Source organism: Ferrovibrio terrae (genome assembly GCF_007197755.1).
GTDB classification, from domain to species: Bacteria; Pseudomonadota; Alphaproteobacteria; order Ferrovibrionales; family Ferrovibrionaceae; genus Ferrovibrio; species Ferrovibrio terrae.
This window is the reverse complement of sequence record NZ_CP041636.1, coordinates 1,623,581-1,649,962: the sequence shown is the minus strand read 5'-3', so window position 1 is coordinate 1,649,962 and position 26,382 is coordinate 1,623,581. Positions and strand designations below refer to the sequence as shown.

Annotated in this window: 27 protein-coding genes; 8 read left to right on the top strand and 19 right to left on the bottom strand. The window is 64.6% G+C overall.

What is annotated here, in order from left to right; genetic code table 11:
• The 5 genes from miaB to tsaB all read right to left on the bottom strand — a co-directional run bounded on the left by miaB (nucleotide 1) and on the right by tsaB (nucleotide 5,034).
• Nucleotides 1-1,380 carry a tRNA (N6-isopentenyl adenosine(37)-C2)-methylthiotransferase MiaB gene (gene miaB / locus FNB15_RS08065; protein ID WP_144068208.1) on the bottom strand — a complete coding sequence of 460 codons (1,380 nt, stop codon included), beginning with the start codon at nucleotides 1,378-1,380 and terminating at the stop codon, nucleotides 1-3.
• A 393-nt stretch (nucleotides 1,381-1,773) separates the two neighbouring features.
• The gene (locus FNB15_RS08060) at nucleotides 1,774-2,598 is read right to left on the bottom strand and encodes a lysophospholipid acyltransferase family protein (protein WP_144068207.1); all 825 of its coding nucleotides are present in this window, start codon (nucleotides 2,596-2,598) and stop codon (nucleotides 1,774-1,776) included.
• Between the two features lie 58 nt (nucleotides 2,599-2,656).
• The gene (locus tag FNB15_RS08055; protein WP_144068206.1) at nucleotides 2,657-3,091 is read right to left on the bottom strand and encodes a Fur family transcriptional regulator; all 435 of its coding nucleotides are present in this window, start codon (nucleotides 3,089-3,091) and stop codon (nucleotides 2,657-2,659) included.
• A gap of 172 nt (nucleotides 3,092-3,263) precedes the next feature.
• On the bottom strand, nucleotides 3,264-3,689 hold the full coding sequence (locus FNB15_RS08050; RefSeq protein ID WP_144068205.1) for a Ros/MucR family transcriptional regulator: 426 nt from the start codon (nucleotides 3,687-3,689) through the stop codon (nucleotides 3,264-3,266).
• Between the two features lie 193 nt (nucleotides 3,690-3,882).
• The gene (gene tsaB, locus FNB15_RS08045; protein ID WP_144068204.1) at nucleotides 3,883-5,034 is read right to left on the bottom strand and encodes a tRNA (adenosine(37)-N6)-threonylcarbamoyltransferase complex dimerization subunit type 1 TsaB; all 1,152 of its coding nucleotides are present in this window, start codon (nucleotides 5,032-5,034) and stop codon (nucleotides 3,883-3,885) included.
• Nucleotides 5,035-5,087: 53 nt separating this feature from the next.
• On the opposite strand from tsaB, the gene ddpX reads away from it, so the two are divergent.
• Entirely contained in the window at nucleotides 5,088-5,669 is a 582-nt protein-coding gene (ddpX, locus tag FNB15_RS08040) for a D-alanyl-D-alanine dipeptidase (RefSeq protein WP_144068203.1), read from the top strand.
• Here the strand turns inward: ddpX and FNB15_RS08035 are convergent.
• From FNB15_RS08035 to sppA, 5 genes are read right to left on the bottom strand one after another with little or no spacing between them, the layout of a single operon-like run.
• On the bottom strand, nucleotides 5,594-6,748 hold the full coding sequence (locus tag FNB15_RS08035; protein ID WP_144068202.1) for an NAD(P)/FAD-dependent oxidoreductase: 1,155 nt from the start codon (nucleotides 6,746-6,748) through the stop codon (nucleotides 5,594-5,596). The genes ddpX and FNB15_RS08035 overlap by 76 nt on opposite strands.
• The gene (gene lhpI, locus FNB15_RS08030; RefSeq protein ID WP_144068201.1) at nucleotides 6,745-7,689 is read right to left on the bottom strand and encodes a bifunctional Delta(1)-pyrroline-2-carboxylate/Delta(1)-piperideine-2-carboxylate reductase; all 945 of its coding nucleotides are present in this window, start codon (nucleotides 7,687-7,689) and stop codon (nucleotides 6,745-6,747) included. The genes FNB15_RS08035 and lhpI overlap by 4 nt, the downstream gene beginning before the upstream one ends.
• Nucleotides 7,690-7,704: 15 nt before the next feature.
• Entirely contained in the window at nucleotides 7,705-8,037 is a 333-nt protein-coding gene (locus FNB15_RS08025) for a lipopolysaccharide assembly protein LapA domain-containing protein (RefSeq protein ID WP_144068200.1), read from the bottom strand.
• A 21-nt stretch (nucleotides 8,038-8,058) separates the two neighbouring features.
• On the bottom strand, nucleotides 8,059-8,364 hold the full coding sequence (gene ihfB / locus FNB15_RS08020; protein ID WP_144068199.1) for an integration host factor subunit beta: 306 nt from the start codon (nucleotides 8,362-8,364) through the stop codon (nucleotides 8,059-8,061).
• 38 nt (nucleotides 8,365-8,402) lie between these two features.
• Nucleotides 8,403-9,332, bottom strand: coding sequence for a signal peptide peptidase SppA (gene sppA / locus FNB15_RS08015; RefSeq protein ID WP_144068198.1), 930 nt, complete (start codon nucleotides 9,330-9,332; stop codon nucleotides 8,403-8,405).
• 89 nt (nucleotides 9,333-9,421) lie between these two features.
• Between sppA and FNB15_RS08010 the strand changes: the two genes are divergently transcribed.
• Complete coding sequence (locus tag FNB15_RS08010; RefSeq protein ID WP_144068197.1) at nucleotides 9,422-10,339, top strand: NHL repeat-containing protein; 918 nt, start codon at nucleotides 9,422-9,424, stop codon at nucleotides 10,337-10,339.
• A gap of 1 nt (nucleotide 10,340) precedes the next feature.
• Here the strand turns inward: FNB15_RS08010 and FNB15_RS08005 are convergent, their stop codons facing one another.
• From FNB15_RS08005 to FNB15_RS07995, 3 genes are all read right to left on the bottom strand, one after another.
• Nucleotides 10,341-10,703, bottom strand: coding sequence for a hypothetical protein (locus FNB15_RS08005; RefSeq protein ID WP_144068196.1), 363 nt, complete (start codon nucleotides 10,701-10,703; stop codon nucleotides 10,341-10,343).
• A gap of 85 nt (nucleotides 10,704-10,788) precedes the next feature.
• Nucleotides 10,789-11,364 (bottom strand): PAS domain-containing protein, encoded by a 576-nt coding sequence (locus FNB15_RS08000; RefSeq protein ID WP_185973771.1) that lies wholly within the window; start codon nucleotides 11,362-11,364, stop codon nucleotides 10,789-10,791.
• A gap of 162 nt (nucleotides 11,365-11,526) precedes the next feature.
• A complete protein-coding gene (locus tag FNB15_RS07995) occupies nucleotides 11,527-12,045 on the bottom strand; it encodes a sigma-70 family RNA polymerase sigma factor (protein ID WP_246068822.1) in 519 nt (172 codons plus the stop codon).
• Between the two features lie 180 nt (nucleotides 12,046-12,225).
• Here FNB15_RS07995 and FNB15_RS07990 point away from each other — a divergent pair, with 180 nt between their 5' ends.
• From FNB15_RS07990 to FNB15_RS07980, 3 genes are read left to right on the top strand one after another with little or no spacing between them, the layout of a single operon-like run.
• Nucleotides 12,226-12,834, top strand: a complete 609-nt coding sequence (locus FNB15_RS07990; protein WP_144068193.1) for an invasion associated locus B family protein — start codon at nucleotides 12,226-12,228, stop codon at nucleotides 12,832-12,834.
• 44 nt (nucleotides 12,835-12,878) lie between these two features.
• The gene (rlmN, locus tag FNB15_RS07985) at nucleotides 12,879-14,051 is read left to right on the top strand and encodes a dual-specificity RNA methyltransferase RlmN (RefSeq protein WP_246068855.1); all 1,173 of its coding nucleotides are present in this window, start codon (nucleotides 12,879-12,881) and stop codon (nucleotides 14,049-14,051) included.
• A gap of 4 nt (nucleotides 14,052-14,055) precedes the next feature.
• Nucleotides 14,056-14,535, top strand: a complete 480-nt coding sequence (locus tag FNB15_RS07980) for a hypothetical protein (RefSeq protein WP_144068191.1) — start codon at nucleotides 14,056-14,058, stop codon at nucleotides 14,533-14,535.
• 12 nt (nucleotides 14,536-14,547) lie between these two features.
• Here FNB15_RS07980 and FNB15_RS07975 read toward each other — a convergent pair whose 3' ends face one another.
• From FNB15_RS07975 to FNB15_RS07955, 5 genes are all read right to left on the bottom strand, one after another.
• Nucleotides 14,548-16,710 carry a methyl-accepting chemotaxis protein gene (locus FNB15_RS07975; RefSeq protein WP_144068190.1) on the bottom strand — a complete coding sequence of 721 codons (2,163 nt, stop codon included), beginning with the start codon at nucleotides 16,708-16,710 and terminating at the stop codon, nucleotides 14,548-14,550.
• A 211-nt stretch (nucleotides 16,711-16,921) separates the two neighbouring features.
• Nucleotides 16,922-17,371, bottom strand: a complete 450-nt coding sequence (gene cynS, locus FNB15_RS07970; RefSeq protein ID WP_144068189.1) for a cyanase — start codon at nucleotides 17,369-17,371, stop codon at nucleotides 16,922-16,924.
• Nucleotides 17,372-17,404: 33 nt separating this feature from the next.
• Nucleotides 17,405-18,256 (bottom strand): ABC transporter ATP-binding protein, encoded by an 852-nt coding sequence (locus tag FNB15_RS07965; protein ID WP_144068188.1) that lies wholly within the window; start codon nucleotides 18,254-18,256, stop codon nucleotides 17,405-17,407.
• A gap of 5 nt (nucleotides 18,257-18,261) precedes the next feature.
• Nucleotides 18,262-19,101: a nitrate ABC transporter permease gene (gene ntrB / locus FNB15_RS07960; protein ID WP_144068187.1), complete on the bottom strand. Its 840-nt coding sequence runs from the start codon at nucleotides 19,099-19,101 to the stop codon at nucleotides 18,262-18,264.
• Nucleotides 19,102-19,126: 25 nt separating this feature from the next.
• Complete coding sequence (locus FNB15_RS07955) at nucleotides 19,127-20,518, bottom strand: CmpA/NrtA family ABC transporter substrate-binding protein (RefSeq protein WP_144068186.1); 1,392 nt, start codon at nucleotides 20,516-20,518, stop codon at nucleotides 19,127-19,129.
• 192 nt (nucleotides 20,519-20,710) lie between these two features.
• On the opposite strand from FNB15_RS07955, the gene FNB15_RS07950 reads away from it, so the two are divergent.
• Both FNB15_RS07950 and FNB15_RS07945 read left to right on the top strand, forming a co-directional pair.
• Nucleotides 20,711-22,624 (top strand): sigma 54-interacting transcriptional regulator, encoded by a 1,914-nt coding sequence (locus FNB15_RS07950; RefSeq protein WP_144068185.1) that lies wholly within the window; start codon nucleotides 20,711-20,713, stop codon nucleotides 22,622-22,624.
• Nucleotides 22,625-22,847: 223 nt separating this feature from the next.
• Complete coding sequence (locus tag FNB15_RS07945) at nucleotides 22,848-23,642, top strand: MipA/OmpV family protein (protein WP_144068184.1); 795 nt, start codon at nucleotides 22,848-22,850, stop codon at nucleotides 23,640-23,642.
• A gap of 54 nt (nucleotides 23,643-23,696) precedes the next feature.
• Here the strand turns inward: FNB15_RS07945 and FNB15_RS07940 are convergent, their stop codons facing one another.
• Entirely contained in the window at nucleotides 23,697-24,893 is a 1,197-nt protein-coding gene (locus tag FNB15_RS07940; protein ID WP_144068183.1) for a M20 aminoacylase family protein, read from the bottom strand.
• Between the two features lie 161 nt (nucleotides 24,894-25,054).
• Here FNB15_RS07940 and FNB15_RS07935 point away from each other — a divergent pair, with 161 nt between their 5' ends.
• Entirely contained in the window at nucleotides 25,055-26,338 is a 1,284-nt protein-coding gene (locus tag FNB15_RS07935; RefSeq protein WP_144068182.1) for an MFS transporter, read from the top strand.
• Nucleotides 26,339-26,382 lie beyond the last annotated feature (44 nt).

Here is a 26,382-nt window from a genome sequence, read left to right as displayed (position 1 = left end):
TCACGCGGCCTCTCGCCGGACGATCTCGCCGGCAAGTGAATTGGCATAGCCGCCGGCGATCGTCACCGGCAGGCGGTCGCCGATCTTCAGCGCAGCATCGGTGACATAGATGGCCTGCATGTATTGCGAATAGCCGATCAGTTGGCCGTTCTGGCGGCCCGGCTTCTGGAACAGCACATCCAGTTCGCGGCCCTCGCAGGCACGGTTGAAGTCGCCCGACAGCTCCTGCAGCAGGGCCTGCAGCGCCTGGAGCCGTTCGCTGCTGACCGCGTCAGGCACCTGTTTACCCAGCAGGCTGCCCGGCGTGCCGGGGCGATTGGAATATTTGAAGGAATAGCCGGCGGCAAAGCGCGCTTCGCGCACGACGCGCAGCGTTGCTTCAAAATCGGCATCGGTCTCGCCGGGGAAGCCGGTGATGAAATCGCCGCTCAGTGCGATGTCGGGCCGAGCGGCACGCAGCTTCTCGACCACGCGCAGGTAATCCCCGGCGCGATGGCCGCGGTTCATCGCCTTCAGCACGGCGTCCGAGCCGGCCTGGATCGGCAGATGCAGGAACGGCATCAGCCCGGCCACGTCGCCATGCGCCGCGATCAGGTCGTCGCCCATCTCGCGCGGATGAGACGTCGTGTAGCGCCAGCGCAGGTGAGGATGGGTCTTGGCGAAACGGTCATTCAGCACGCGTAAGAGTCGGCCGAGCGACCAGCTTTTACCGTCCGGCCCTTCGCCATGCCAGGCATTCACATTCTGGCCGAGCAGGGCGATTTCCTGCACGCCGGTGGCGACCAGGCGATCAGCCTCGCGCAGGATGGCTTCGGCCGGGCGCGAATATTCGGCGCCGCGGGTGTAAGGCACGACGCAGAAGGTGCAGAACTTGTCGCAGCCTTCCTGCACGGCGAGATAGCCGACCGGTCCGGGTGCAGCGCTGATCTCATCTGGAAGATGATCGAATTTGGAATCGGGCGGAAAGTCGGTGGCGAGAATGCCGCGCCCGCCGGTGCCTTTCACCCGCGCGCGTTCGGCGCGCGCCAGCAGTTCGGGCAGCTGGTGATACGCCTGGCTGCCGATCACGAGATCGACGAAGGGCGCGCGGTTGATCAGTTCCTTGCCTTCGGCCTGCGCGACGCAGCCGGCCACCGCGATGGTGACGTCCGCGCCCCTGGCCTGCGCGGCATGCTTGCGGATGCGCCAGTGGCCGAGTTCGGAGAAGACTTTCTCGGCGGCTTTTTCGCGGATGTGACAGGTGTTGATGATCACCATGTCGGCGTCATCGGGCGTCTCGGTCTTGGCGTATCCCAGCGGGGCCAGCACGTCCGCCATGCGGGCGGAGTCGTAGACGTTCATCTGGCAGCCATGGGTCTTGATGAACAGCTTTTTGGCCAAATCCGGGTTTCAGCGGGGCGGCCTGCCGGGTGGAAGTGGGCGGCGCCCCAGACGCTCCTTGTTAACGATTGACGACCGAATCCGAGGGTATCATCCGAATCGCCGCAAGGAAAGCACAACCGCATCGATTGCGCTGCAGCGTCACAGATTCTTCACAGTAAAATCAAAGAGTTAACGAGATGCCCGCTTTGGCGTCAGACATTTCCGCGCGGAGCTGTTCGCGTTTGTGCCGCGCCTATGTCCCTCCGGGCCGGCGCCATGTGGCGTTAACCCGCCCAATCCCGGCTTATTCGGTGCCTATTTTTTCTTATTTGCTGATCTGGCCGTGGAAACAGTGACTTACAAAGAGAACAATATGGAAACATGGCCCGCCAGTCAAGGGCGGCGGCCGACTTACTCGGACTTCTGCGCAGCCTTTTGCGGCGGGGTGCGCCGACCGGGATCGCGCCCGGCATTGATATCGCTGAGGCCTTCCAGCACCCGCTGATGGCACCAGGCGGCCAGGCCCTTGCGGGAGTTGAACTGGTCGATCGTGGCCGGCTGATGAAACTCGACCACCGCCTCACTTGGGCCGGCCTTGAGGAAGCGCCACAGATGCGGCACCAGATCCTCGTCGCCGACCCAGGCGAACAGCTGCATCCAGCGCCGGCCGACCGGCATGTAATTGAGCCGCGCATAGCCAAGCGACACCGGTTGTACCGTCAGCTGCTTGTCGCCCACCGGGCGCTCGGCGGCGGCGAAGAACGCCGATTTGAAATTGTGGATGCGCAGACCATCCGACGAGGTGCCTTCAGGAAACAGGATCAGGCTGTCGCCGCTGGCCAGACGCTCGACCATCTCGTCGCGATGCTCGGCGGTGCGATGGCGCTTTTCGCGTTCGACGAACACGGTGCGCTGCAGCCGCGCCAGCGTGCCGAAGAAGGGCCAGGTGCCCACTTCCTGCTTGGCGATGAAACTGACATTGGGCATCGCAGCCGACAGCACGACGATGTCGAGCCAGGAGATGTGATTGCTGACGAACAGCGTCGGCGCGGCGGCCGAGGGCTCGCCCACCTTGCGCACCTGCACGCGCAGCAGCCAGGCCACGGTGCGGTGATAGACATACGGCAGGCTGCGCCGCAGCGGCGAGTTAAGCCGGATCAGCAGCATCTGCACTGGGATCAACAGCACCGTCCAGATCAGGAAGAGGCTGAGCGTAAACACGGCGCGTGCCGTCATCAGAATACTGCCGTCATGCAAAAAGGGACGTCATGGTGCCGGCGTGAGGAGCAAGGCCTCAGGCCTTGCCCTTCTTGCCGTCCTTGTCGTCGAGCGGGACGCCGAACAGTTCGAGCCGGTGATCGACCAGCTTGTAGCCCAGCCGGGCGGCGATGCGTTCCTGCAGCGCTTCAAGCTCGGGGTCGTTGAACTCGATGATCTTGCCGCTGCGGGTATCGATCAGATGGTCGTGATGCGACTCCGGCATTTCTTCGTAGCGGGCGCGACCGTCGCCGAGATCGAGGCGGCTGAGAATGCCGTTCTCCTCGAACATGCGCACCGTGCGATACACGGTGGCAATCGAGATGCGCGGATCGACCGCCACCGAGCGACGGTGCAGTTCTTCCACATCGGGATGGTCGCTACTGGAACTGAGGACCCGGGCGATCACACGCCGCTGGTCCGTCATTCGCATTCCGAGCTGTTCGCAGAGTTGTTCGAGGCGGCTGCCCATGCGCCGAACGCCTTCTTCTGATTAGATGAGAATCCCTGTCAGACTGACGGGGAGTTTATAGCATGACCCGCCGCCCGATGAAACGTACAGGCGACCTGCTTGGACAAGGGGTTAGCAGTAAAAACTGCCTTGGGGTCTGCATCCCATACGACAGGGCCCGGGATCCGGCCCGCTAACCGCCGCGTCGCCCCTTGCCCAGGCCGATCTTCTTGGCCAGCACCTGCCGGCGGATCGCATAGTTCGGCGCCACCATCGGATACTCCGGCGGCAGGCTCCAGCGCTCGCGATACTGTTCCGGCGTCAGCTTGTAGTGGCTCATCAGATGCCGCTTCAGCATCTTCAGCTTCTTGCCGTCCTCGAGACAGACGATGTAATCCGGCGTCACCGATTTCTTGACCGGCACGGCCGGCGCCGGACGGTCGGCGGCGCCACCGGCGACCAGCTCGGCCGGCTCCGCGCCGATGCCCGCCAGCGTGCCGTAGACCTGGCGGATCAGCGCCGGCAGGTCGCCGGCCTCGAGCTTGTTGTTCGAGACATGCGCGGCGACGATCTCGGCCGTCAGTGCGAGCAATTCCGATCGGTCGGCGGGACTGGCCATTCTCTCGCTCCTGAATACGCCAAGTAAAACTGCGGGGAAGGCCAATTATACAAGGAGCGAATTCAGTAAAGCCAGTGAAGCGCTACTGCCTTTTGGCGTGTCAGCGCGACTTGGCTGCAACCTATACTTTATGGGCGCATGATAATCGCAGCAGATTCAGTTGCGCATGAAACCATTTAATTGCGCCGCTGTCTCACCTGCGCATCAGAATGGCGTCGCGCTGGCCGCCGGTTGCATCGCGGTAATAGCCCGGCCTGCGGCCGACTTCGACAAATCCCGCCGCGGCATAGAGGCCGCGCGCCGCGACATTGGTGTCGGCCACTTCGAGGAAACACTGCTGCGCGCCGCGCCCGGTCATCTTGGCCAGGCCAACGGTCAGCAGGCGGCGTGCCACGCCGAGACGCCGCAGCTGGGGCTGCACGGCAAGCGTGATGATCTCTGCTTCGTCGGCAGCCTGGCGCAGCAGGATGAATCCGATCGGCTGCCCGCCACCCTGCGTGGCCAGCAATGCCAGCGCGCCCGGCATCGCCAGCAGCTCGCGCAGGCTTTTCTCGGTCCAGAGTTCTTCCGACTGGCCGGTAAAGGCCTCTGCATGCAGCGCGGCAAGCACACCGGCGGCTTCGCTGCCGCAGGGCTGGATGTTCAGCGGCGGCCTGGATGTTGCGGTCGCGCCGATGGCAGACGGCAGCTTTGCGTCTGGCGGACGGATATAAAGCGGCGACGGCGATACGGTCGGTCGCGGCCGGCCGGCGGCGATCCGCGCCACCAGCACGGGATCGGGATCAGGCGACACGGACGAGAGCCGCAGGTCGTCGCGCCCGGAAAGAGTCCTGGCGGCATGCATCAGCAATTCGCTGCCGCTGCCGACCAGCACGGCCGGACCTGGTGGCAGGATACCTGCAGCATCGGCGATGTTGAGAAGCTGCGGTTCGGCCAGCGCCGCGCCATCAGCCGAATAACACTGGATGTAGAGTTCGTCGCGCTTCGCATCGATCACGGCAACCGTCGCCAGGCCCGGCTGCGCGGTGGCCAGGATCGCAGCATGGGCGAGGGTCTCAGTGGTGGTAATCCCCCAGACCGGAATCTTCAGCGCAAGGCCGAGCGCACGCGCCGTGGCGAGTGCGGTGCGGATGCCGGTGAACGAGCCCGGCCCGATGGTGGCGGCGATACCATCCAGTTGGGCGAGTTCGATGCCAGCCTGCAGCCGCGCCTGTTCCAGCAGCGGTAGCAGCCGTTCGGCATTGCCTTTGCCGCCGGCCGATACCACGCAGGCCAATACCGCGTTGCCATCCACAATGGCGACGGAGCAGGCATTGAGTGCGGTATCGATGCCGAGCAGCTTCACGAAGCGATGCTCCGGTGATAGGAGAAACGGGATGCCATTCCGGAGTCCGCCGCATGCCGCTCGTTGAAATCAAGCCGCCCGCGTTTCCGGTGCTGCTCGACCTGCGCTATGCCACGGCCGACAACCTGACCGGCGCGCCCATATACAGCCGGCCCGCCTGTTTTCTCAATACCGAAGCCGCCGACCTGCTGCGCAAGGCCATCGCCCTGTCCGGCCAGATGGACCTGCAGCTGAAGGTGTTCGACGCCTTCCGTCCGACCGAGGCGGCCTGGGCGCTGTGGAATCACGACCCCAATCCGGATTTCCTGGCCGACCCGCGAAAGGGTTCGCCGCATTCGCGCGGTGCTGCGGTGGACGTGACACTGGTGGATCAGGACGGTGAGGAACTCGACATGGGTACCGGCTTCGACGCCTTCACGCCGCTGGCCTTCCATGGCTGCCTTGAGATCACGCCGGAGCAACAGGCCAACCGGGCGCTGCTGCTCGGCATCATGACGGCGGCGGGCTGGGACTTCTATCGCAATGAATGGTGGCACTACCAGCTGTTCCAGCCGCGCCGTTATCCGCTGCTGTCGGATGTGGCCGCCGGCTCTTCGATGATGTCTCCGGCGAGCCAGCGCGCGGTTTCCTCGTAAGACGCCTTGCCGGCCAGCGCATCGGCGATCAGTTCGCCGACGACGGGTCCGAACTTGAAGCCGTGCCCGGACGTGCCGCAGAAGGCATAGCCGCGTGCGCCCAGCTGGCGGAACTGGAATTTCTCGTCGGCTTCCACGTCATAGAAACAGGTCTTGGCCTGCGCCACGCGATACTGGTCGAGATCGGCGATCCGCGTCTTCGCCTTGGCGACGATGGCGTCGATCTCGTCCGGCAATGCATCGCGGTTCGTGCCGGGATCGGCAGTCGGCCCGAAAGTGTGATCGCCGATCTTCAGGCCCGTGCGCATGCCGTCGCGGGTGATGCGCGGCGGTACCAGATAGAAGCCCTGACTGAGGCCGATCTCGAGAATCATCGGTGCCTGATACCAGGTAGCAGTGAGATCGCCCGGCGGCTGCAGATAGACCACGACCTGGCGCGACGGCCGCGACACGTTGCCGAGATCGGGCAGCAGCTTCGATGTCCAGGGACCTGCTGTTACCAGTACATGATCGGCCTGCAGCACGGTTTTATCCGCCAGCGTGACGCTGCCCTTGTCCGCATCCACCGCGACAACTGAGGTGTTGGTCAGCAGCGTGACGCCACGTTCGCGCAAGTGAGAACTCAGCGCGGCGACGATGGCTTCGGCAAACAGCACGCCGCCGGAGGGACAGAAGAATGCTTCCTCGATGCCGTCGCCGTTCAGCATGGGCCAGCGGCCAACGACGCTCTCGGCGTCAAAGGCGAGCTGCTCGACATTTTCGGCGGTCAAAGCTTCAACGCAGGCCTTGGCCCAGCCATCGCCCGCGCCGCTCAGCACCAGCGTGCCGGTCTCGGCATAGAGCGTCATCTTCAGGTCGTGCCAGAGGCGCTTCCAGGCATGATAGGCATGACGCACCATGCGGGTATAGCCGCGTTGCGCGCCATACGGATACCGGATCAGGCGATGCTGGTCGACCGAAGAGCCGAGCGGATTGGGCAGCGTGCCCTGCTCGATCAGCACCACGTCATGGCCGGCTTTCTTGAGCGCGTGCGCGGCAGACAGCCCCATGATGCCGCCGCCGACAATGATGCTCTTCATGTCTGCTGTCCCTCAACGACCAGTTCGGCGGCGGCGAGATCTTCCAGCGCCAGGCCGACCGACTTGAACAGTGTGATCTCGGTGTCGCTGCGACGCGCCATCACATCGGCACGGCATAAATCGAACAGATCACCACGCACGTCTTCCGGTTTGAACTGCCCGGCATTGATCGGCGTCACCAGATCGCCCGGCTCTTTCAGCGCACCGGCGCGATTGTCGACATAAACCGAGCTGCGCGTCAGTGCGGCGGCATCGGTCTCATGCATCTCCGGCGTGAAGGCGCCAACGAGATCGAGATGCGCGCCGGCTTTCAGCCAGTCGCCGCGAACCAGCGGGTCGCGCGACAGCGTGGCGCAGGAAATCGTATCGGCGACGCGAACGGAAGATTCAAGATCATCGACCACCGCAACCGTCCCACCGAGATCGCGCAAGGTCGCGGCCGCCTGTTCGGCACGCGCGCGATTGCGATTCCAGATCTCGATGCGGGTATAATTTCGTACAGCACAGTGCGCGCGGATCAGATGCGGCGCCAGCGAGCCAGCGCCGACCATGAGAAGATGCTGCGCATCCTGGCGCGCCAGATAGCTGGCGGCGAGCGCCGAGGCGCAACCGGTACGGCGCAGCGTGATCGCCTCGCCGTCGATCACCGCCTTGGGCAAGCCAGTGCGCGCATCGAGCAGCAGATAGGTGGCAGCCACCGAACCGTGGCCGAGTTTCGCATTGTCGGGAAAGACGCTGACCGTCTTGATGCCGATATGGCGGCCCGGCTGCCAGGCCGGCATCAGCAGCAATGTGCCGCCGGCGCCGCCGTCAACCGCATCGATATGAAAGCGGCTGCGCAGCGGCACCTCGCCGCCGACGCGAAACGCATCGCGCAGATGCGGGATCAGCTTGTCATACGGCAGGGCTGCATGAACGGCGGCAGCATCGATCGAACGCATATGACCAGCCTGTATTCAGACGAGAGGGGACGGCGGCGGCAACTGAGCGCTATCCGTGCCACTCGTGGCGGCCGGGGCCGGTTTGGCGCCTTGCAGCGCCTGACGCGCCTGGCGCTGCTTCTCGGCTTCGGCCTTGCGGCGCGAGGCCGACCATGCATTGAGCCGACCGACCAGCACGCCGACCACCAGTCCGGTGAAAAACACTGCGAAGACGAGCAGATAGAGCGGCAGCTCGATCTCGAACGGCAGTGGATCGACACTGACCGTCACTGCGTTCTTATTGGCGACCGCAAAGACGATCAGGATGAGGAGAAGCAGGGCGCCGATGAAAACGCGCAGAAAGCGCATGCGGCACCTCCAGGAAAAATACTATTCAGAGTCGTCGGATTGCTTGCCCGACAGATTGAGCTTCTGGCGCAACTCTTTGCCAGTCTTGAAGAAGGGCACGAATTTCTCCTGCACTTCCACTGCAGTGCCGGTGCGCGGATTGCGACCGGTGCGTGCCGGACGACGCTTGACCGAAAACGCTCCGAAACCGCGCAATTCAACACGATCGCCGCGTGAGAGCGCGTTGGCGATCTCATCGAAGATCGTACCGACGATGCGCTCGATATCGCGTTGCGTCAGATGCTGATTACGTTCTGCAAGACGATTGATGAGTTCAGACTTGATCATCGGTTTTCCCTGCGCAGCGGCTGCGGGCCCCTCGTTCTTTAGTCAGGGTGCCAAAGGGAGACCAGTCCGTCAAGCCTAAGCCGTTCGGAGATAAGGCTTTTTCCTAGGATGGCGTTGAAGGTCCGGCTGCCCAGCCCGTCCAGCATGCCGACCGGCGGGTCCGGCGGGATGTCCCGCAGCGGCAGGTCGGCCGGAATCTGGCGGGTCCGGGCCAGCCAGTCACGGGCCTCGGCCAACCCGCCCAGGCCGTCGATCAGGCGGTTCTGCAGGGCGGCCCGGCCGGAATAGACCCGGCCATCGGCCAGCCTTGCGACCTCGTCCCGGGGCAGGTCGCGCCGGCTGGCGACCAGGTCGACGAACCAGACATGGGTCTCGTTGACCATGGACTGGATCTGGGCCCGGCCGGCCGGGCTCATCGGCCGGGTCGGGTTGGGCTCCGCCTTCAGCGCCCCGGAGGTGATGGTTTCGGAGCTGACGCCCACCTTTTCCATCAGCTTGGAGAATTCGGCGGTCTGGAACAGCACGCCGATCGAGCCGGTCAGCGAAGTTTCGCGGGCCAGCACATAGTCGCCGGCGATGGCCACCATATAGCCCGCAGAGGCGCCCAGCGTGCCGATGACAGAGACAACGGGCTTCTTTTCAGAGAGCCGACGGATCGCCTGGAACAGGGCCTCGCCGCCATAGGTGCTGCCGCCGGGGCTGTTGATATGCAGGATCACCGCACGGACGCGGTCGTCCTCGCCGGCCTCTTCCAGCTTTTCCAGCCACCAGTCGTTTTCGGCAATCACGCCGCTGATCTCGAGCCGGGCGACATGGACCTGGCGATGGGCCAGCAGATTGCCGGGGTCGAGGCGCCAGAGCCCGATCAGGGCGAGGACCAGCAGGGCCAGCACGGCGACGATCCGCCAGCGGGTGGCGCGGCGGGCAAGGGTGCGGCGTTCAAGCCAGGCGTCAGTATCTGAGGACATGGGCTAAACTTAAGTAGCGATAGGGTTTTTGCCAAGGGGCTGGCTCAGATGGCGGGACAGAAGCGGCCGGACGGCGCTATGGTTCCGCCATGCTTCGGCTTCCGCCTCTCCTTCTTATACTGCTGCTGGCCGCGCCCGCCGGCGCCCAGCCCTCGAATCGACCGATGGGCGGCGAGGCACCGGTCTATACCGAGCGGGCGCTGTCGGTCACGCCGCTGGATCACGCCATCCGCCAGCGCCACTGGGCGCCGGGCCTCAATCAGGGCTATGTGCCGCAGGGCCTGACCACGGCGCGCGGCACGCTGTTCGTCGGCATGTATCTCAGCACCGAGCCGCAGACCAATCGCGGCCCGGCGAAAATCTTCGCGGTCGATCCGAAAAACGGCGCGGTAATCGGCGGCTTCGACCTGCCCGCCGGCATCGGCCATGCCGATGGCCTTGCCGCCACGCCCGACGGCGGCCTGCTGTTTGTGGCCGACAACGGTCGCGCGCTCTATGCCTTCGATCTTCCCAGATCGTTGCAGGCCGGCACCGCCATTGCCGTGGGCGAGGCGCGCAAACTGGACAAGGACCCGGCGCTGGGCAGCAACTTCCTGAGCTTCGACGGCAAGCTGCTGTGGTTCGGCCGCTACAGCCGCGACGACGGTTCGGCGCGGCTGATCGCCGCCGATCCCGCCACGCTGTTCAGCGGCAGCACGCAGCCCTTCCGCGCGGCGGAAGCGGTGCGCAGCCTGCCGCTGCCCTTCCATGCGCAGGGCGCGACCTTCGATGCGAAGGGCAACCTGTGGATCAGCGCCAGCAACGGCCGCATGGGCCGGCTCTATCGCATCGACACGCAGACCGGTGCGGTGCTGGCGCAGCATGAGGCGATGGCGGGGCTTGAAGACCTGGCGCGCGGCGAAGACGGCCTGCTCTGGGGGGTAAGCGAAGCGGGATCGCAGCGCTGGAACAGCTGGGCGACGTTCTTCCCGCTGCTGTTCTCCTTCGATCCGGCCGTATTGAAGTGATTTACCAGCGGAACAGGTCGAAGCGCACCAGACGGTAGGGCATCGGCTCCAGGCCATAGGCGCGGCGCGTGGCATATTCCACCGCCTGCGCGATCCACATCACCAGGAGACTGCCGACAAAGGCGCCGGCCAGCACCACGAGAATGCCGTCGGGCGACATGCCGCGCGCGGCGGCAAGCTGGCCAGCCAGCAGCTGGCAGAAGCCGAAGCCGAGCACCAGCGCCAGCACGGCGCTGGCATATTTCGTGATGCGCCACTGCTGGGTCATGTCGAGTTCGTAGCGGGTGGTCGACCAGCCGGCAATGACCGACAGCACGAGCATGCCGCCACCCATACCTGCCGTGTAAGCGTCGATCTCCGTCATAATCTTCCTCCCGTTGCGTGACGACTATACCGGGGGACGCCGCCGCACTTCTATGGCGCGGCTGGACCAGTTCGACTTTGGTCAGTCAGATGGAATCGAGCAGGCCGCGCAGCGTCGCCTGCAGCACGCCTTTTTCCAGTGCCTCGACGGAAATCTGGCGTTCGCGCGAGGGCGGCGGCTGATGGCCTTCGTCACTCCCCGTGCTCCAGCTGATCGAGCTGAGCACCAGCGCCGCACGGGCACTGCCGGCTTCGGCCGCGATCGGCAACAGCAGATGGCGCACACGGCTGCTGCCTTCCTCGGGAAAGCGGCGCGTGTTGTCGACATAGAGCGGCTGCCCGCGCTGGATCACGCTGGAATAAATCTGCTCGATATAACTGCGATAGTCGCTGTCCGGCGGATAGAGATCGCGGCTGGTCTTGCCGGTGGCATCGCGCCGGAATCGCTGCACCAGCTCGGTGCCGACCAGGCGGAAGCGCACTTCGATATCGCGGCCGGTCGGCTCGACCAGCATGAGATGCGGCAGCAGCCGGCGCGGCATGTCGAGCGGATCGATCGCGGAGCGTGGCGGCAAAGGATGGCCGCCCCGCTTGGCAGACCAGTAGGCGGCCAGGTTGAGCAGGATACGGTCGTCGGCGAACGGCAGGGGAAGACCAGACACGGAACTCGAATTCTCACAGCCGACGAAGCGAATCGGACAACGGTAACATGATCCGACAGTCAGATATTTTTCATTCCTATTCAATGGGTTACAACTAGTCCGCGTATCAGCGCGGCACAAATATCGTTCCGTGACAGGCAATGCGCCCAGGACGAGGCGGCGTCAGGATTTTTCCAGCAGCAGCTTCAGGCGCCCGAGCGCCAGGCGGATGCGCGACTTCACCGTGCCAAGCGGCAGGTTTTCGCGTTCGGCGATGTCGCGATGCGACAGATCAGAGAAAAACGCCAGCCGCAGCAGATGCAGCTGTTCATCCGGCAGGTTCTGCAGGGCCGCCCGAAGCTGCGCTTCATCCTGCATGGTCACCATCCGCACATCGGCGGCAGGTTCAGGCTCGGGCACCAGCGCAGGATCGTCGGGGTCGAGTTCTGGCCGTTTTTCGCGGCGCAGACGGTCGATGCGCTTGTTGCGCAGAATGGTGAACAACCAGGTGGAGACCGAGGCCTGCGCCGGATCGAAACTGGCGGCGCGGTGCCAGGCGACGATCAGGCTTTCCTGCGCCAGTTCCTCGGCGACATCCTCGGGCACGCGGAGCCGCAGCAGATAGGCTTTCAGCCGGGGAGCAAAATGCTCGTAAAGCGCGGCAAAAGCGGCGCGATCACCAGCCTCGGCCACGGCGCGCATCAAGACGGCCTGTTGCCCCCTGTCCATCCCGCAATGGTGCTGAAAGTCGCGGGATAAAGCAAGATTACCAACGGTTTACGTATCAAATCGTAACGTACGACACAGTCGGCGCGGCAAACGCCATGATGTCGCCATGAAATCGGGTGGAAATCAGGCACCTCCACAGCTATGTTCGCCGCCATGACCGACAAAAAGGCCCATCGACCGGCAGTCTCGCTGCCCGCCTCGCACCTTCTGTTGCCTGTCCTCTCTCTCGGGCTGCTGCTCGGGTTTGCCTTGGGCATGCCCGATGCGACCGCGCAGGCCCGCAAGGCCGACCCGAAGGCCGCCGCTACTGAAACCAGGCGGATCGGCAAGTTCACCGGTTGGGATGCCTACGAGCATACCGACAAGGGGTCCAAGCTCTGCTACCTGCATGCGCAGCCGCAGAAGAAGGAACCGTCCAGCGCCAAGCGTGGCGAGATCTACATCCTGGTGACGCATAAGCCGAAGGAAAAGATCCGCAACGAGGTCAGCATCTATTTCGGCTATCCGCTGAAGGACGCCACCCCGGCACAGGCCGTGATCGGCCCGACCACCATCGACATGTTCACCCACCAGGAAGCCGCCTGGGCCTCGGATGCCACGACCGACCAGAAGCTGGTCGATGCGCTGCGCAAGGGCAAAACGCTGGTCGTGCGCGGCGAGTCGAGCCGCGGCACCAAGACCACCGACACCTATGACCTCGACGGTTTCGGCCAGGCCTTGCAGGCCATCGACAAGGCCTGCGGGGTGGGAGCCAACTCGTGACCCCGTCGTCTGCCGCCCCCCGTTCTGCCGCACTGGTTGACGACGTGCGCGTGGGCGACCGCGCCCCCCAAGTCCCGGTTGACGGCGCGGCTGTCGAGCTGCTTGGCCTGACGCGCGCGGAAATCGCCGCCGCGCTGGTGACTGCCGGCGAGGCCGAGAAATCGGCGAAGATGCGGGCCAACCAGCTCTGGCACTGGATCTATTATCGCGGCAGCCGCGATTTCGCCGAGATGACCACGCTGTCGAAGGACCTGCGCGAACGTCTGGCGCGGCATTTCAGCGTCGGCCGCCCGGTGGCAAGCCGCGACCTGAAAAGCACCGACGGCACCCGCAAATGGCTGCTGAAATTCGCCGATGGCGAAGAAGCCGAATGCGTGCATATCCCGGAAGAAGACCGCGGCGCGCTCTGCGTCTCCAGCCAGGTCGGCTGCACGCTGACCTGCAAATTCTGCCATACCGGCACGATGAAGCTGGTGCGCAACCTGAATGCGGCCGAGATCGTCGGCCAGGTGATGCTGGCTCGCGACCACCTGAATGAATGGCCTTCGCCGCCGGACGGCCGCATGCTGTCCAACATCGTGATGATGGGCATGGGCGAGCCGCTGTACAATTTCGACCAGGTGGCGAAGGCGCTGAAAATCGTGCTGGACAACGAGGGCATCGCCATCTCGAAGCGCCGCATCACGCTCAGCACCGCCGGCGTGGTGCCGATGATCGAGCGCTGCGGCGCCGAACTGGGCGTCAACCTCGCGATCAGCCTGCATGCCGTGCGCGACGATATCCGCGACGTGATCGTGCCGATCAACAAGAAGTATCCGATCAAGGACCTGATGCAGGCCTGCGCCAGTTATCCGGGCCTGAGCAACGCGCGCCGCATCACCTTCGAATACGTGATGCTGAAGGGCGTGAACGACACGCCGGCCGATGCGAAGGAACTGGTGCGGCTGCTGAAGGGCGTGCCGGCCAAGGTGAATCTGATCCCGTTCAACGCCTGGCCGGGTGCGCCCTACGAATGCTCAAGCGACGAGGCGATCCGCAAGTTCAGCGATATCGTGTTCAATGCCGGCTATTCCTCGCCGGTGCGCACGCCGCGCGGTCGCGACATCATGGCGGCCTGCGGCCAGCTGAAATCCGACAGCGTGAAGCGCAGCAAGGCCGACATCCTGCGTGAACAGGCGGCCAAGGACGCGGCCGCCGCTGCCGCTCCGGCGGCCTGACGCCATGCGCGGACTGCCTCACGCCGGTCTTGTCCTTGCACTGCTGGCCGGCATATCGGCCGTGCAGGCGCAGATGCCCGGTCCCAATCTGGCGCCGCCGCCGACCTTGCCGGCCGATGCCCCGCAGCAGACCGCGCTGATCACCGCGGCGCCGGAGACGGTCGACGACCGCATAGCCTTCAACAGCAGCGAGCGCTGGCTCATCCCGACCTTCTACGAGCGTGTGCGCGACAAGCAGAAGCGCGCCGCTCGCAACAAGAAATACGATCGCGTGCTGCCCGCCGGCCTCACGGCCGACCCGGCCAAGGGCGACCGGCTGCCGATGACGGTGCTGTCCGCGCTCGACCGCCTGCCCGGCCCGCTGCTGCGCGAGCTGCCGCCGGCCCGGCCGGAGACCGACCGGGTCCTGGTCGGCAAGAACATCCTGATGGTGAGCACCGCCAGCGGCGAAGTGCTCGATATCCTGCCCGGGATTTTATACTAGGCGAAGCCTGCACTAGCGCCGGAAGAAGCCGACCAGGTCGGCCAGTTCGGTCGACTGGTGCGCCAGCGACTGCGCCGAGGCCGTGGTTTCCTCGACCAGCGCGGCATTGCGCTGTGTCGCTTCATCCATCTGCGTCACCGCCATGCTGACCTGTTCAAGGCCGGTGGCCTGTTCGCGGCTGGCGGCGGCGATTTCAGCGATGATGTCCGATACGCCCTGGATTGCGGAATTCACCTCGGTGAGCGATGTGCCGGCCTGCTCGACCAGGCCCGCGCCGCTGCGCACATGGCCGTTCGAAGCCTCGATCAGCCCCTTGATCTCCTTGGCGGCATTGGCCGAGCGCTGGGCCAGCGCCCGCACCTCATGCGCCACCACCGCAAAACCCTTGCCGGCATCGCCGGCGCGCGCGGCCTCCACACTGGCATTCAGCGCCAGCAGGTTGGTCTGGAAGGCGATCTCGTTCATCACCGCGATGATGTCGCCGATCCTGGCCGCGCTCTGCTCGATCTGGCGCATGGCGGCGATCACGCCCTGCACCACCTCGCCGCTCGCTGCCGCCTTGTTGCGGACATTGTGACTGAGCTGGTCCGCGCGCGTGGCATTGTCGGCATTCTGCTTCACGGTGGCGGTGATCTGCTGCATCGTCGCGGCGGTTTCCTCCAATGCCGCGGCCTGGCTTTCGCTGCGCTGGGACAGATCGAGACTGCCGGCGGAAATCTCGGCCGAGGCGGTTTTCACCGCCACGGCGCTTTCCGCCAGCCGGCCTGAGAAATCGCCGATCAGCCCGGCCATGGCATTGGTGCTGTCTTTCAGCTGGCCAAACAAGCCGGCATAGTCGCCGCGCACCTGCCGGCTGAGATCGCCGGCGCCGAGTGCTGCCGTCACCAGCGCCATCTCGTCCATCATGGTCTGCAGCATCGCGGCAAAGCGATTGAGCTGCTGGCTGATCTCGAGGAAGAAGCCGCCCTTGCCTTCCTGCGACAGCCGGCTGCCGAGATCGCCCGCGAGAAGCCGGTTGACCAGATCGGTCACTTCGGCGGCCGAGACGCGCTCGCGTGCTTCGGCCTCGGCGCGTTTGAGCTGTTCGCCATCGCGCAGCACCTGGCGGTCGCGCGAGGATTTGCGCCGCGCCTGCATGCCATGCTGCCACTCGCGCCAGGACTGTCGCAGCTGGGCGAGGCGCCCGCCGCCGCCGGCCAGCACGCCGACGGTGGCGATCACCGGCAGGCCGAGCAGCAGACAGACACCGAACACGCCCGCCATGCGATCGGGTTTCTGCGCCAGCAGCGCGGCACAGGCGGCGCGCAGGTCCTCGGCGACGCGATCACGCACGCGCACGATCTGGTCAATGCGCCCTGTGGTGATCTGGAACCAGTGCGGCGCCGCGATGCCGCCGGTCGAGTCTCCGTGGGCATAGCCGTCGTAGATCGCGGCGCGCAGCTTGGCGACTTCCGCGAAAACCGGGCCCGCGCTGACCTCCTCGAAGAAGGCGACCTGTTCCCTGCCGGCATGCGACCTGAACACGGTGAAGTCGGCCTCCTGCAGGAAACCCAGACTCATGAAGCGCTGGAACACCGCGAGTTCGAATTTGCCCGAGGCCAGCGCGGCCGAGCCGGTGGCGCGTTCCTGCGCCGCTTTCTCCAGTCCTTCCAGCAGCGCGAGATAGGCATCCAGCCCGCGTGCGAGCGCCATGTTCTGCAGCAGGTAGCCCAGGCTGCGCACGCTCTCCAGCGCTTGGCGGATCGGTGCTGTCCAGTTGGCAAAGGACTGCTGTGTGGTGAACTCCAGCCGGTCGATGGCATCGCGTGCGCTGCGCGCAGCATCGATCTGGTTGCTCAGCGCCGTCCCGGCCGTCACCAGATCCCTGAGTAAACCCGCGGTGCGGCAATCCTCCAGCGCGGCCCGCAGCGCCAGCAGCTTTTCATCAACGCTGCCGCGCGCCGCTTTCAGCTGCTCGCGGAATTCCCGACCGCCGCTGCCGAGATACAGCGCGCTGGAGCCACGCTCGCGCTGCAGATCGTGGCACAGCGCACCGGCCGCGGTGGCATAGGCGATGGCTTTCGCAGCATCCGGTGCTTCCGCCGACAACTGGCGGGCTTCGAACATCTGGCTGGCGGCATAGCCGACGAAACCGAGTGTGGAGATACTGCGCGACCTGCTGCCTTCACCCGACATACGCCACCCCTATCGCCTTTTGCGATGCTGACATTTCTGTTGAGAATCGAAGCATGATCCGTGCCAAGAGCACGTTTTGGAGGCGCGCACGACACTATGCGCACCACCTGCGTGCAGAAGCCGGCATGAAAAAAGCGGCATGCCTGTGAGGCATCCCGCTTTTCATTCATTGCCGGCCTCCTGAAGGGTGATGCCTTCAGCGGCGCGCGGATCAGTAGCGCTTGTATTCGAGATATTTGCCGGTCATCACGATCTTGACGCGGTCGCCCTTCGGATCGGGCAGGCGCTCCATCGTCATGTTGAAGTCGATCGCCGACATGATGCCGTCGCCGAATTCTTCGTGGATCAGTTCCTTCCAGGTGGTGCCATAAACCTGCACCAGCTCATAGAAGCGATAGATGGTCGGATCGGTCGGCGGCACCTGCGGCAGCGAACCGCGATAGGGAATCTCGCAGAGCAGCTTTTCTTCCATCTTGCCCAGGCCCAGCAGCTTGGCGGCCTTGGCGGCTTGGGCCGGTTCCAGCTTCATCTGGCCGAGCAACGCGGCGGTAATCAGGATATGCGACTCTTTCGGGTCGATCTTCTTGGCGATCGCCTTCCAGGTCAGGCCCTTCATGCGTTTGGCATCGCAGATTTTTTCGGTAACGGCTTCGCGCTTCACGGGTCTCTCTCCTATGCTTTCTTGTGACGAGGGTTATTCAGCGGCCACGCCGGTGGCAGTAGCTCTGATCTGTGGCGGGCGTTTGGCATCCCAGCCCGGCGGCGGGACGAAATTCTTCGAGCGCCTTACCAGGAAATCGAGCAGGTGGTTGCGCATCGGGTAGTAGTCGGCGAGCTGGTGCAGCGTTTCGCGCGTGCGGGTTTTCGGCAGCGTGTTGACCAGAATCTCGGCAATGCGCGCGCCGGGACCGTTGGTCATCAGCACGATACGGTCGGCCAGCAGAATCGCTTCATCGACATCATGCGTGATCATGAAGACGGTCAGACTGGTGGTGGCGCGGATGCGCAGCACCTCGTCCTGCAACGTGCCGCGCGTCAGCGCATCCAGCGCCGAGAAGGGCTCGTCCATCAGCAGGGTCTTGGGTTCGATGCTGAGCGCGCGGGCAATGCCGACGCGCTGCTTCATGCCGCCCGATAACTGGGACGGCTTCTTGTCTTCGGCGCCGGTGAGATTGACCATGGCGATATATTTGCGCGCATGTTCGGCGGCCTCGGACCTGCTCCATTGCGGCCAGCGCGACTGCACCGCGAACATCACGTTTTCCAGCACTGACATCCAGGGCATCAGGGCATGGCCCTGGAACACCACGGCGCGGTCCAGGCTGGGACCTTCGATGGCCTTGCCGTCGAAGATAATCCCGCCTTCGGTGGCGTGATCCAGGCCGGCCATGACGTTCAGCACGGTGGTCTTGCCGCAGCCGGAATGGCCGATGACGCAGACGAATTCGCCCTTGTCGATGCCGAACCACAGGTCCTCGAACACCGCCTGGTCGGTGCCGGGAAACTGGCGCTTGAGCGCTTCGACCGAGATGAAATGCTGGCTCATGACGCTTACTCGGTGAAGGTGACGAGGCGGGTGAGGAAGCCGAGCAGCTGGTCAAGCAGCATGCCGATCACACCGATGAACAGGATCGCGTTGATCACATTGGCGATCGACAGGTTGTTCCATTCGTTCCAGACGAAGTAGCCGATGCCGGTGCCGCCGACGAGCATCTCGGCCGCCACGATGACCAGCCAGGCAATCGAGATCGAGATGCGCATGCCGGTGAGAATCGTCGGCGCCGCCGCCGGCAGGATGACGCGGAAAATGGTGCGGAAGGTGCCGACCTCCAGCGTCCGGGAGACGTTGAGCCACTCTTTCCGCACATTGGCCACGGCAAAGGCCGTGTTGGTCAGCATCGGCCAGACCGAACAGATGAAGATGACGAAGATCGACGAGATCGCGCTGTCCTTGATCGTGTAGAGCGCCAGCGGCATCCACGCCAGGGGAGAAACCGGACGCATCACCTGAATGAAAGGATCGAGCGCCTGACGGAACAGCGGCGACAGACCGATCAGGAAGCCGAGCGGGACGGCGACCAGCACGGCAAGCCCGAAACCGAGCGCGACGCGACCGATGGAGTAGCCGAGCTGGATGCCGATGCCCTGATCATTGGGCCCCTTCACATAGAAGGGATCGGCCAGATGGCCGCCGAGGATTTTCGCCACATCGAGCGGCCCCGGCATGGCCGACTTGCCCTGCGTCGCCGTCAGGCCCATCAGCTTGGCATATTCCGGATCCATGGCCTGGGTCTGACCCACGCCTGCGGTGGCGATGTGCCAGGCCGCAAGCATGGTGATCAGGAGCGCCACCGACACGACGGCGGCGCGCAGGCGGAACGACATCTTCATCGACTGAACTCCGAAAGGACCGGTCTTAGACCCGCTTGATCTTGAACGAGTTGATGTAGTCGGTCGGCTTGGAGGGATCGAACTGCTTGCCCATCACCGAGAAGGTCTTGTACGGGCTCGATGGCGGCGTCAGTCCGACATCCTGCATCAGCTTCGCCGTATCGGTGGCGAGGAAGACCTGCTCGGCGACCTTCTGGTAATCGACATCGCCCTTGAGCTGACCCCAGCGCTTCATCTGCGTGAGGATCCAGATGCCGAAGCTCTGCCAGGGGAAGGGCGCGAAATCGATACGATCCGGCACGCGCTTGATGTTGCCCAGGCCATCTGCGTAGGTCCCGGTCAAAACCTGTTCAACAACCGTCACCGGCTGGTTCAGATAGGCTGCCGGCGCGATGGCCTCGGCGATCTGCTTGCGGTTCTCCGCCTTGGTGGCATAGGCCGTGGCTTCGATGATGGCGCGCAGCAGGGCGCGGTAGGTATTGGGATTGGTGGTGACGAATTCCTGGCTGGCGGCGAAGGCGCAGCAGGGATGGCCGTCCCAGATTTCCTTGGTCAGCAGGTGGATGAAGCCGACGCCGTCATAGACCGCGCGCTGGTTGACCGGATCGGGCGCCAGGAAGCCGTCGATATTGTCGGCGCGGAGATTCGCCACCATTTCCGGCGGCGGCACGGCGCGGATCTGCACATCGGTATCCGGGTCGATGCCATGTTCGGCCAGGTAATAGCGCAGCAGGTAGTTGTGCATGGAGTAATCGAACGGCACCGCGAGCTTGAAGCCCTTCCACGACTTCGGGTCGCGCTTGTCCTTGTGCTTCATCGCCAGCGTGATCGCCTGGCCGTTGATGTTTTCCACCGCCGGCATGGTGTAGGGGATCGGATTCGACCCGCTGCCGGTGGTGATCGCCAGCGGCATCGGTGACAGCATATGCGCGGCGTCGTATTCCTTGTTGATCGTCTTGTCGCGGATCACCGCCCAGCCGGCGGTCTTGATCACGTCGACATTCAGGCCGTGCTTGCTATAGAAGCCCATCGGATGCGCCATGATGATCGGCGTGGCGCAGGTGATGGCGATGAAGCCGACCTTGAGATCCTTCTTTTCCAGCGGGCCCTTGTCTTGGGCGAAAACCTCGCGCGCGGTGGCGAGCGGGAAGAACTGCTCAATGGCAGCCAGCAGCGTGCCGGCGCCGATGGTGTGCAGCACGCGGCGGCGGGTCATATCGTCGGGGATCAGGGCGCGGACGACGGCCTGGTCGACCGCATTGGTCAGACGCTTTTCTTCATCCGCTGCGACTGCCAATTGCTGATCACGCTGCAGCAGAGCCAGTTCGGCATTGTGTTCGCCCAGGGTCCGGTGCGCGCCGCAGGGGCAGGCCGACAGGTCGGTCTTCGTATCGAACGGATTCTTGAACAGCGACATGGTCGGTATCCCCCTGAGATTGGCTTGCCTGCCTCAGAAAGGAGCAAGGACCATGCCAGCCCTGCTGCACTGCACTGTTTCACCGCCAGGCCCGCATAAAACCAGCATTAACGGCCGTGGATGGAGCGGGAACACAGATTACGAAAATTCGTAGTATACGAGAGTTCGTAGTCTGAATTACGATAGTTCGTCATGAGCACCGTCACCACCCTTCCTCATCCCGCCGAGACGACCGACCCGGTTTTCGAGGGCGCGCCGCAGGCCATGCTGGTGATCGACCCGGCCAGCGACCGCGTGCTGGATGCCAACCCCGCCGCCTGCCGCCTGTTCGGCTATGACCGCGAAACCCTCTGCGCCACGTCGGTGACGGACCTGCATCCGCAGCAACGGCCGGATCTGATCGTGTTCAGCCAGGCCGTGCTGCAGAAAGGCCGCTGGTGGACACGCTCCTTAAGTCCGCGCCATGCCACCGGCCGCGAGCTGAAAGTGGAATATGTCGGCGCGCCGTTTGGCAGTGAAGGCCGCCTGCTGCTCACGGCCACCGATCTGGAAGAACTGCGCCGGCGCAATGTCGACTCGGAAGCTGACTATTACGTGCGCGGCGGCTTGGCCGAATGGCAGCGCGTCGAGCGGTTCTTCCGCGACATCGAACGCGAGAACCAACTGATCCTGTCGGCAGCCGGCGAAGGCATCTACGGCGTGAATGCGGAAGGCAAGACCACCTTCGTAAATCCGGCGGCCGAGCGCATGCTGGGCTACGCGGCGGAAGAACTGGTCGGCCAGGATATCCATTCGATGGTGCATCACAGCCATGCCGACGGCTCGCATTATCCCGGCCATGACTGCCCGATCTACGGCGCTTTCCGGGACGGCCATATCCACACCGTCGGCGACGAGGTGTTCTGGCGCAAGGACGGCACGTCCTTCTGGGTCGAGTATACCTCGACGCCGATCCGCGATCGCGGCGCGGTGGTGGGCGCTGTCGTGGTGTTCCGCGATGTCAGCCTGAAGCGCGAGGCCGATGAAAAGCTGCGCGCCGCACTGGAGGAAGTGGAAAGCCTGCGGCAGAAGCTGGAACTGGAAAACGCGTATCTGCAGGAAGAAATCCGCGCTGAAAGCAATCACCGCGGCATTATCGGCACATCCGCGGCGATCCAGAGCGTGCTGCGGCAGGTGGAACTGGTGGCGCCGACCGACGCCACCGTGCTGGTCACCGGCGAGAGCGGCACCGGCAAGGAACTGATCGCGCGCGCTATCCACGAGGCCAGCAAGCGCCTCGACCGGCCACTGATCCGCGTCAACTGCGCAGCCATCCCGCGCGAACTGTTCGAGAGCGAATTCTTCGGCCATGTGAAGGGCGCTTTCACCGGCGCACTGCGCGATCGCATCGGGCGCTTTGAACTGGCGAACAGCGGCACGCTGTTCCTCGACGAAGTCGGCGAGATTCCACTCGAGCTGCAGGGCAAGCTTTTGCGCGTGCTGCAGGAAGGCCAGTTCGAACGCGTCGGCGAGGAGCGCACACGCAATGTCGATGTGCGTGTGATTGCCGCCACCAATCGCGACCTGAAATCGGAAGTGCGCAAGGGCCGCTTCCGTGAAGATCTCTATTTCCGCCTCAACGTGGTGCCGATCGAATCCGTCCCCCTGCGCGAACGCCGCGCCGATATCCCGCTGCTGGCGGCGCATTTCCTGCGCGGCACCGGCCGCAAGCTGAAGACCGAGGGTCTGCGCCTGAGCGAAGGCGACATGCGACGGCTGGCGGGCTACGACTGGCCGGGAAATGTGCGCGAGCTGGAAAACATGATCGAGCGCGCCGCCATCCTGGCGCGCGACGGCCGCCTGCGCATCGAACTTCCCGACAGCGCCCGTCCTCTCAATGCAGGACCGCCGGCTGAAGACACCTCCGCGCCGCCGCTGCTGACCGATGCCGACCGGAAAGACCGCGACCGCGCCAATATCACGGCGGCGCTGCAGAGCTGCGGCGGGCGGATTTTCGGCCCGAATGGCGCCGCCACCCTGCTGGGCGTGAAGCCGACCACGCTGGCCTCGCGGATCAGGGTGCTGGGCATCGACAAGAGCAGTCTTGCCGAAACCACGGGCAGATAGCCCTTTTTAGGGGCAATTGCCGCGCAGCGCGCCGGGAAACCCGGATAAACCCTTCGGAGACTTCGCAGATTTGCGACGCAATTGGTGACTGGCGACACAGCGCCGGCCGCCCCGATACGGCCCTAATTGATCGCCATGAATAGTCCCGGCCCAATAATCCGATGGGTCCCGGCACTGCCGCCCACTCTGGACGTTGAGCTTTCCAAAGGTATCCACCCGCCCCATGCGCTTCACCGCCGTCGCCATCGCCACCCTGTTCGCCTGCGCAGCGCTTGCCGCGCCGGGCGCGTATGCGCAGACGGCTGCTGGCGCCAAGGACGAGTCGCCTCTGAAGCTGAGCATTGGCGGCGGCGCGCTCTATGCGCCGACCTATCTGGGCTCCGACAATTACGACGCCGATCCGATCCCGCTGTTCGACCTGCGCTATGCCGACCGCTTTTTCCTCTCCACCCGCGATGGCCTGGGCGCGAATTTCGCCCCGTCGGGTTCGAACTGGCGCGCCGGCCCGGTGGTGAAATACCGCGCGGCGCGCGACCAGGATGACGATGCGGCGCTGCGCGGCATGGGCGATGTGGATGCGGCCGGCGAGGCCGGAGGCTATGTGCATTACGACCTGCGGCCCTTCACCATGGGCGCGGAAATCCGCCAGGGCTTTGGCGGCCATGAGGGCGCGGTCGGCGACCTGTTCGTCAACTGGAGCACCAAGCTGAGCGACAGCCTGATGCTGACCGTCGGACCCAAGGCGACGCTGGCGAGCCGCGATTTCACCGAGACCTATTTCGGCGTGACGCCCGGCCAGGCTGCGCGCACCGGCTATCGCGCCTATTCGCCGGATGGCCCGTTCATGTCCTACGGCCTCGGCGCGTCGCTCAGATACAAGGTGAACGACTATCTTTCGCTGGGCGGCTTTGCCGGCGTCGATCGCATCGTGGGCGATGCTGCCGACAGCCCGCTGGTCGACCAGGCCGGCTCGCCGACACAGGCCAAGCTCGGCGTGACGCTCGGGATCGATTGGTAGTCACACTCATCCGTCATGCCGGCTCAAGGCCGACATGACGGATGGAGTCGCGCCTTACCGCGCGTCGCCCAGCTCGACATCCACCAGGTTGACCCAGTAGGCCGCGCCGGTGGTGAGAATCTGGTCGTTGAAGTCGTAATGCGGCGTATGCACGTAATGGCAGGAGCCATCGCTGATGCTGCCGCCATTGCCGATCAGGATATAGGCGCCGGGTTTCTTCTCCAGCATGAAGGCGAAATCCTCCGCGCCGGTGAGCGGCTCGACATCGCCATCGGTCTTCGCTTCACCCACCGTGAGTGCCGCCGCCTTGAGCGCCAGCGCGGTCTGTTCCGGTGCGTTGCGCAGCGGGGGATAGCGCCGCAGATAATGATACTCCGCCGTGCAGCCATGCGCCGAGGCAATGCCCTGCGCGATCTCGCCCAGACGACGCTGCAGCAGGTCGCGGTCTTCCGGCGTGTAGCTGCGCGCGGTGCCACGGATGGTGACTTCCGACGGGATCACGTTGGGCGAGCCATACGAGCCGGCCGCGATATGCCCGACGCTGACCACGGCGGCATGCTGCGGATTCACATTGCGGCCGATGATGCCCTGCGTCGTGGTGATGAAAGCGCCGGCCGGCATGGTGGGATCGGTACCCATATGCGGCATCGCGCCATGGCCGCCGGTGCCGCGGAACACGGCGGACCATGTGTCGCTCGCGGCCATCATGGCGCCCGGCCGGATGGCGAATTCGCCGGTCTTCAGCCCCGGCATGTTGTGCATGCCATAAACGGCATCGCAGGCAAACATCTCGAACAGGCCGTCCTCGATCATCACGCGCGCGCCGCCCTCGCCTTCCTCGGCGGGCTGGAAGATGAAATGCAGCGTGCCGGCGAAATTCGGATTCTTCGCCAGATGCTTGGCCGCGCCCAGCAGCATGGTGGTGTGGCCGTCATGACCGCAGGCATGCATCTTGTTGGCATACACCGACTTGTGGTCGAAGGTATTCTTCTCCTGCAGGTTCAGCGCATCCATGTCGGCGCGCAGCGCGATGCTGCGCTGGCCGGGGCGATTGCCCTTCAGCGTGCCGACCACGCCGGTTTTCCCCAAGCCGCGATGGATCGGGATGCCCCATTCGGTCAGTTTGGCGGCCACGATGTCGGCGGTGCGGTTTTCCTCAAACGCCGTTTCGGGATGCTGGTGGATGTCGCGGCGGATCGCGGTCAGTTCGTCGCGATGGGCCTGCATATCCTTGAGAAGGTCTTTGGTCATGGGGAACTCTCTTTTCAGCGGAATTTCCGCAAGGACACCACCGCCTGACCGCCAAGGCAAGTCCCTGGGGCAAGATGTAGGGGTACATTTCCGCCTCTGGACTTGTGCAGTACGCCGCATATCATCACGGCACCCGAGACAAGAACGAACAGAGCCCCGCCATGGCCACCGATACCGCCTCCCCCGCTGCGGCCCGCCCGCCGTTCCATCATCCCTCGCTGAGCCAGTGGCAGAGCGTCTCCATGCTGAGCGGCGCCGCCGTGATGCTGTCGCTCGCCATGGGCATGCGGCAGAGCCTCGGCCTGTTCATGCAGCCGATGACCCGCGACATCGGGATTTCCGCTGCCGACTTCGCTTTCGCGCTGGCCATCCAGAATATCGTCTGGGGCATTTCGCAGCCCTTCGTCGGCGCGCTGGTCGACAAATACGGCACGCGCGTGATCACGCTGGCCGGTGCGCTGCTTTATGCCAGCGCGCTGATCATCACCGCTTTCGCAACGAATGCCTGGATGGTGACGCTCGGCGCCGGCCTGATGATCGGCGTGGCGCTGTCCTGCACCGCCTCGGCCATCGCCGCCAAGATCGCCGCCAAGGTCGTGCGGCCCGATCGCCGCAGCCTGGCCTTCGGCCTGGTGTCAGCCGCCGGCTCGATCGGCACGTTCTTCTGCGCGCCGCTGGCGCAGGGCGTGATCCAGGTCGCCGGCTGGCAGATCGCGATGTTCGCCTTCGTCGCTTTGGCCGCTGCCATGCTGCCGGCCGCGCTGATGGGCGGACGGGCCGACAAGGTGCCGGTCGATGCCCTGCCCGGCGCGGTGGAAACCATGCGCAGCACGCTGGGCGAGGCCGCCAATCATGGCGGCTATATCGTGATGGCCGCCGCCTTCTTCGTCTGCGGCCTGCAGCTGGTCTTCCTCACCACGCATCTTCCCACGTTCCTGGCCGATTGCGGCGCCGACCCGATGCTGAGCGCGCAGGCGCTGGCGGTGATCGGCGCCTTCAACGTGTTCGGCAGCTGGCTGTTCGGCTGGCTCGGCGACCGCCACCACAAGCCGATGCTGCTCGGCCTGATCTATATCCTTCGCTCCGTCGCCATCGCACTGTATTTCATGATGCCGGTCAGCCAGCTCAGCACGCTGGTCTTCGCCGCCATGATGGGCACGCTGTGGCTCGGCGTGATCCCGCTGGTGAACGGCCTGGTGGCGCAGATCTTCGGCATCCGCTATCTCGCCACGCTGACCGGCATCGCCTTCTTCAGCCACCAGGTCGGCAGCTTCCTCGGCGCCTGGGCCGGCGGCGTGATCTACGACAAGCTCGGCTCGTATGAACTGGCCTGGCAGCTGGCCGCCGGCATCGGTGCCGCCGCCGGCGTCATGCAGCTGTTCATGAATACGCGCCCGACCGAACGCGTGCTGGCCGCGCAGCGGGCTGCGGTCGCCGCGGAATAGAACGGCGCGGCAGACACAAAACGAAACGGCGGCGGGCCATCAAC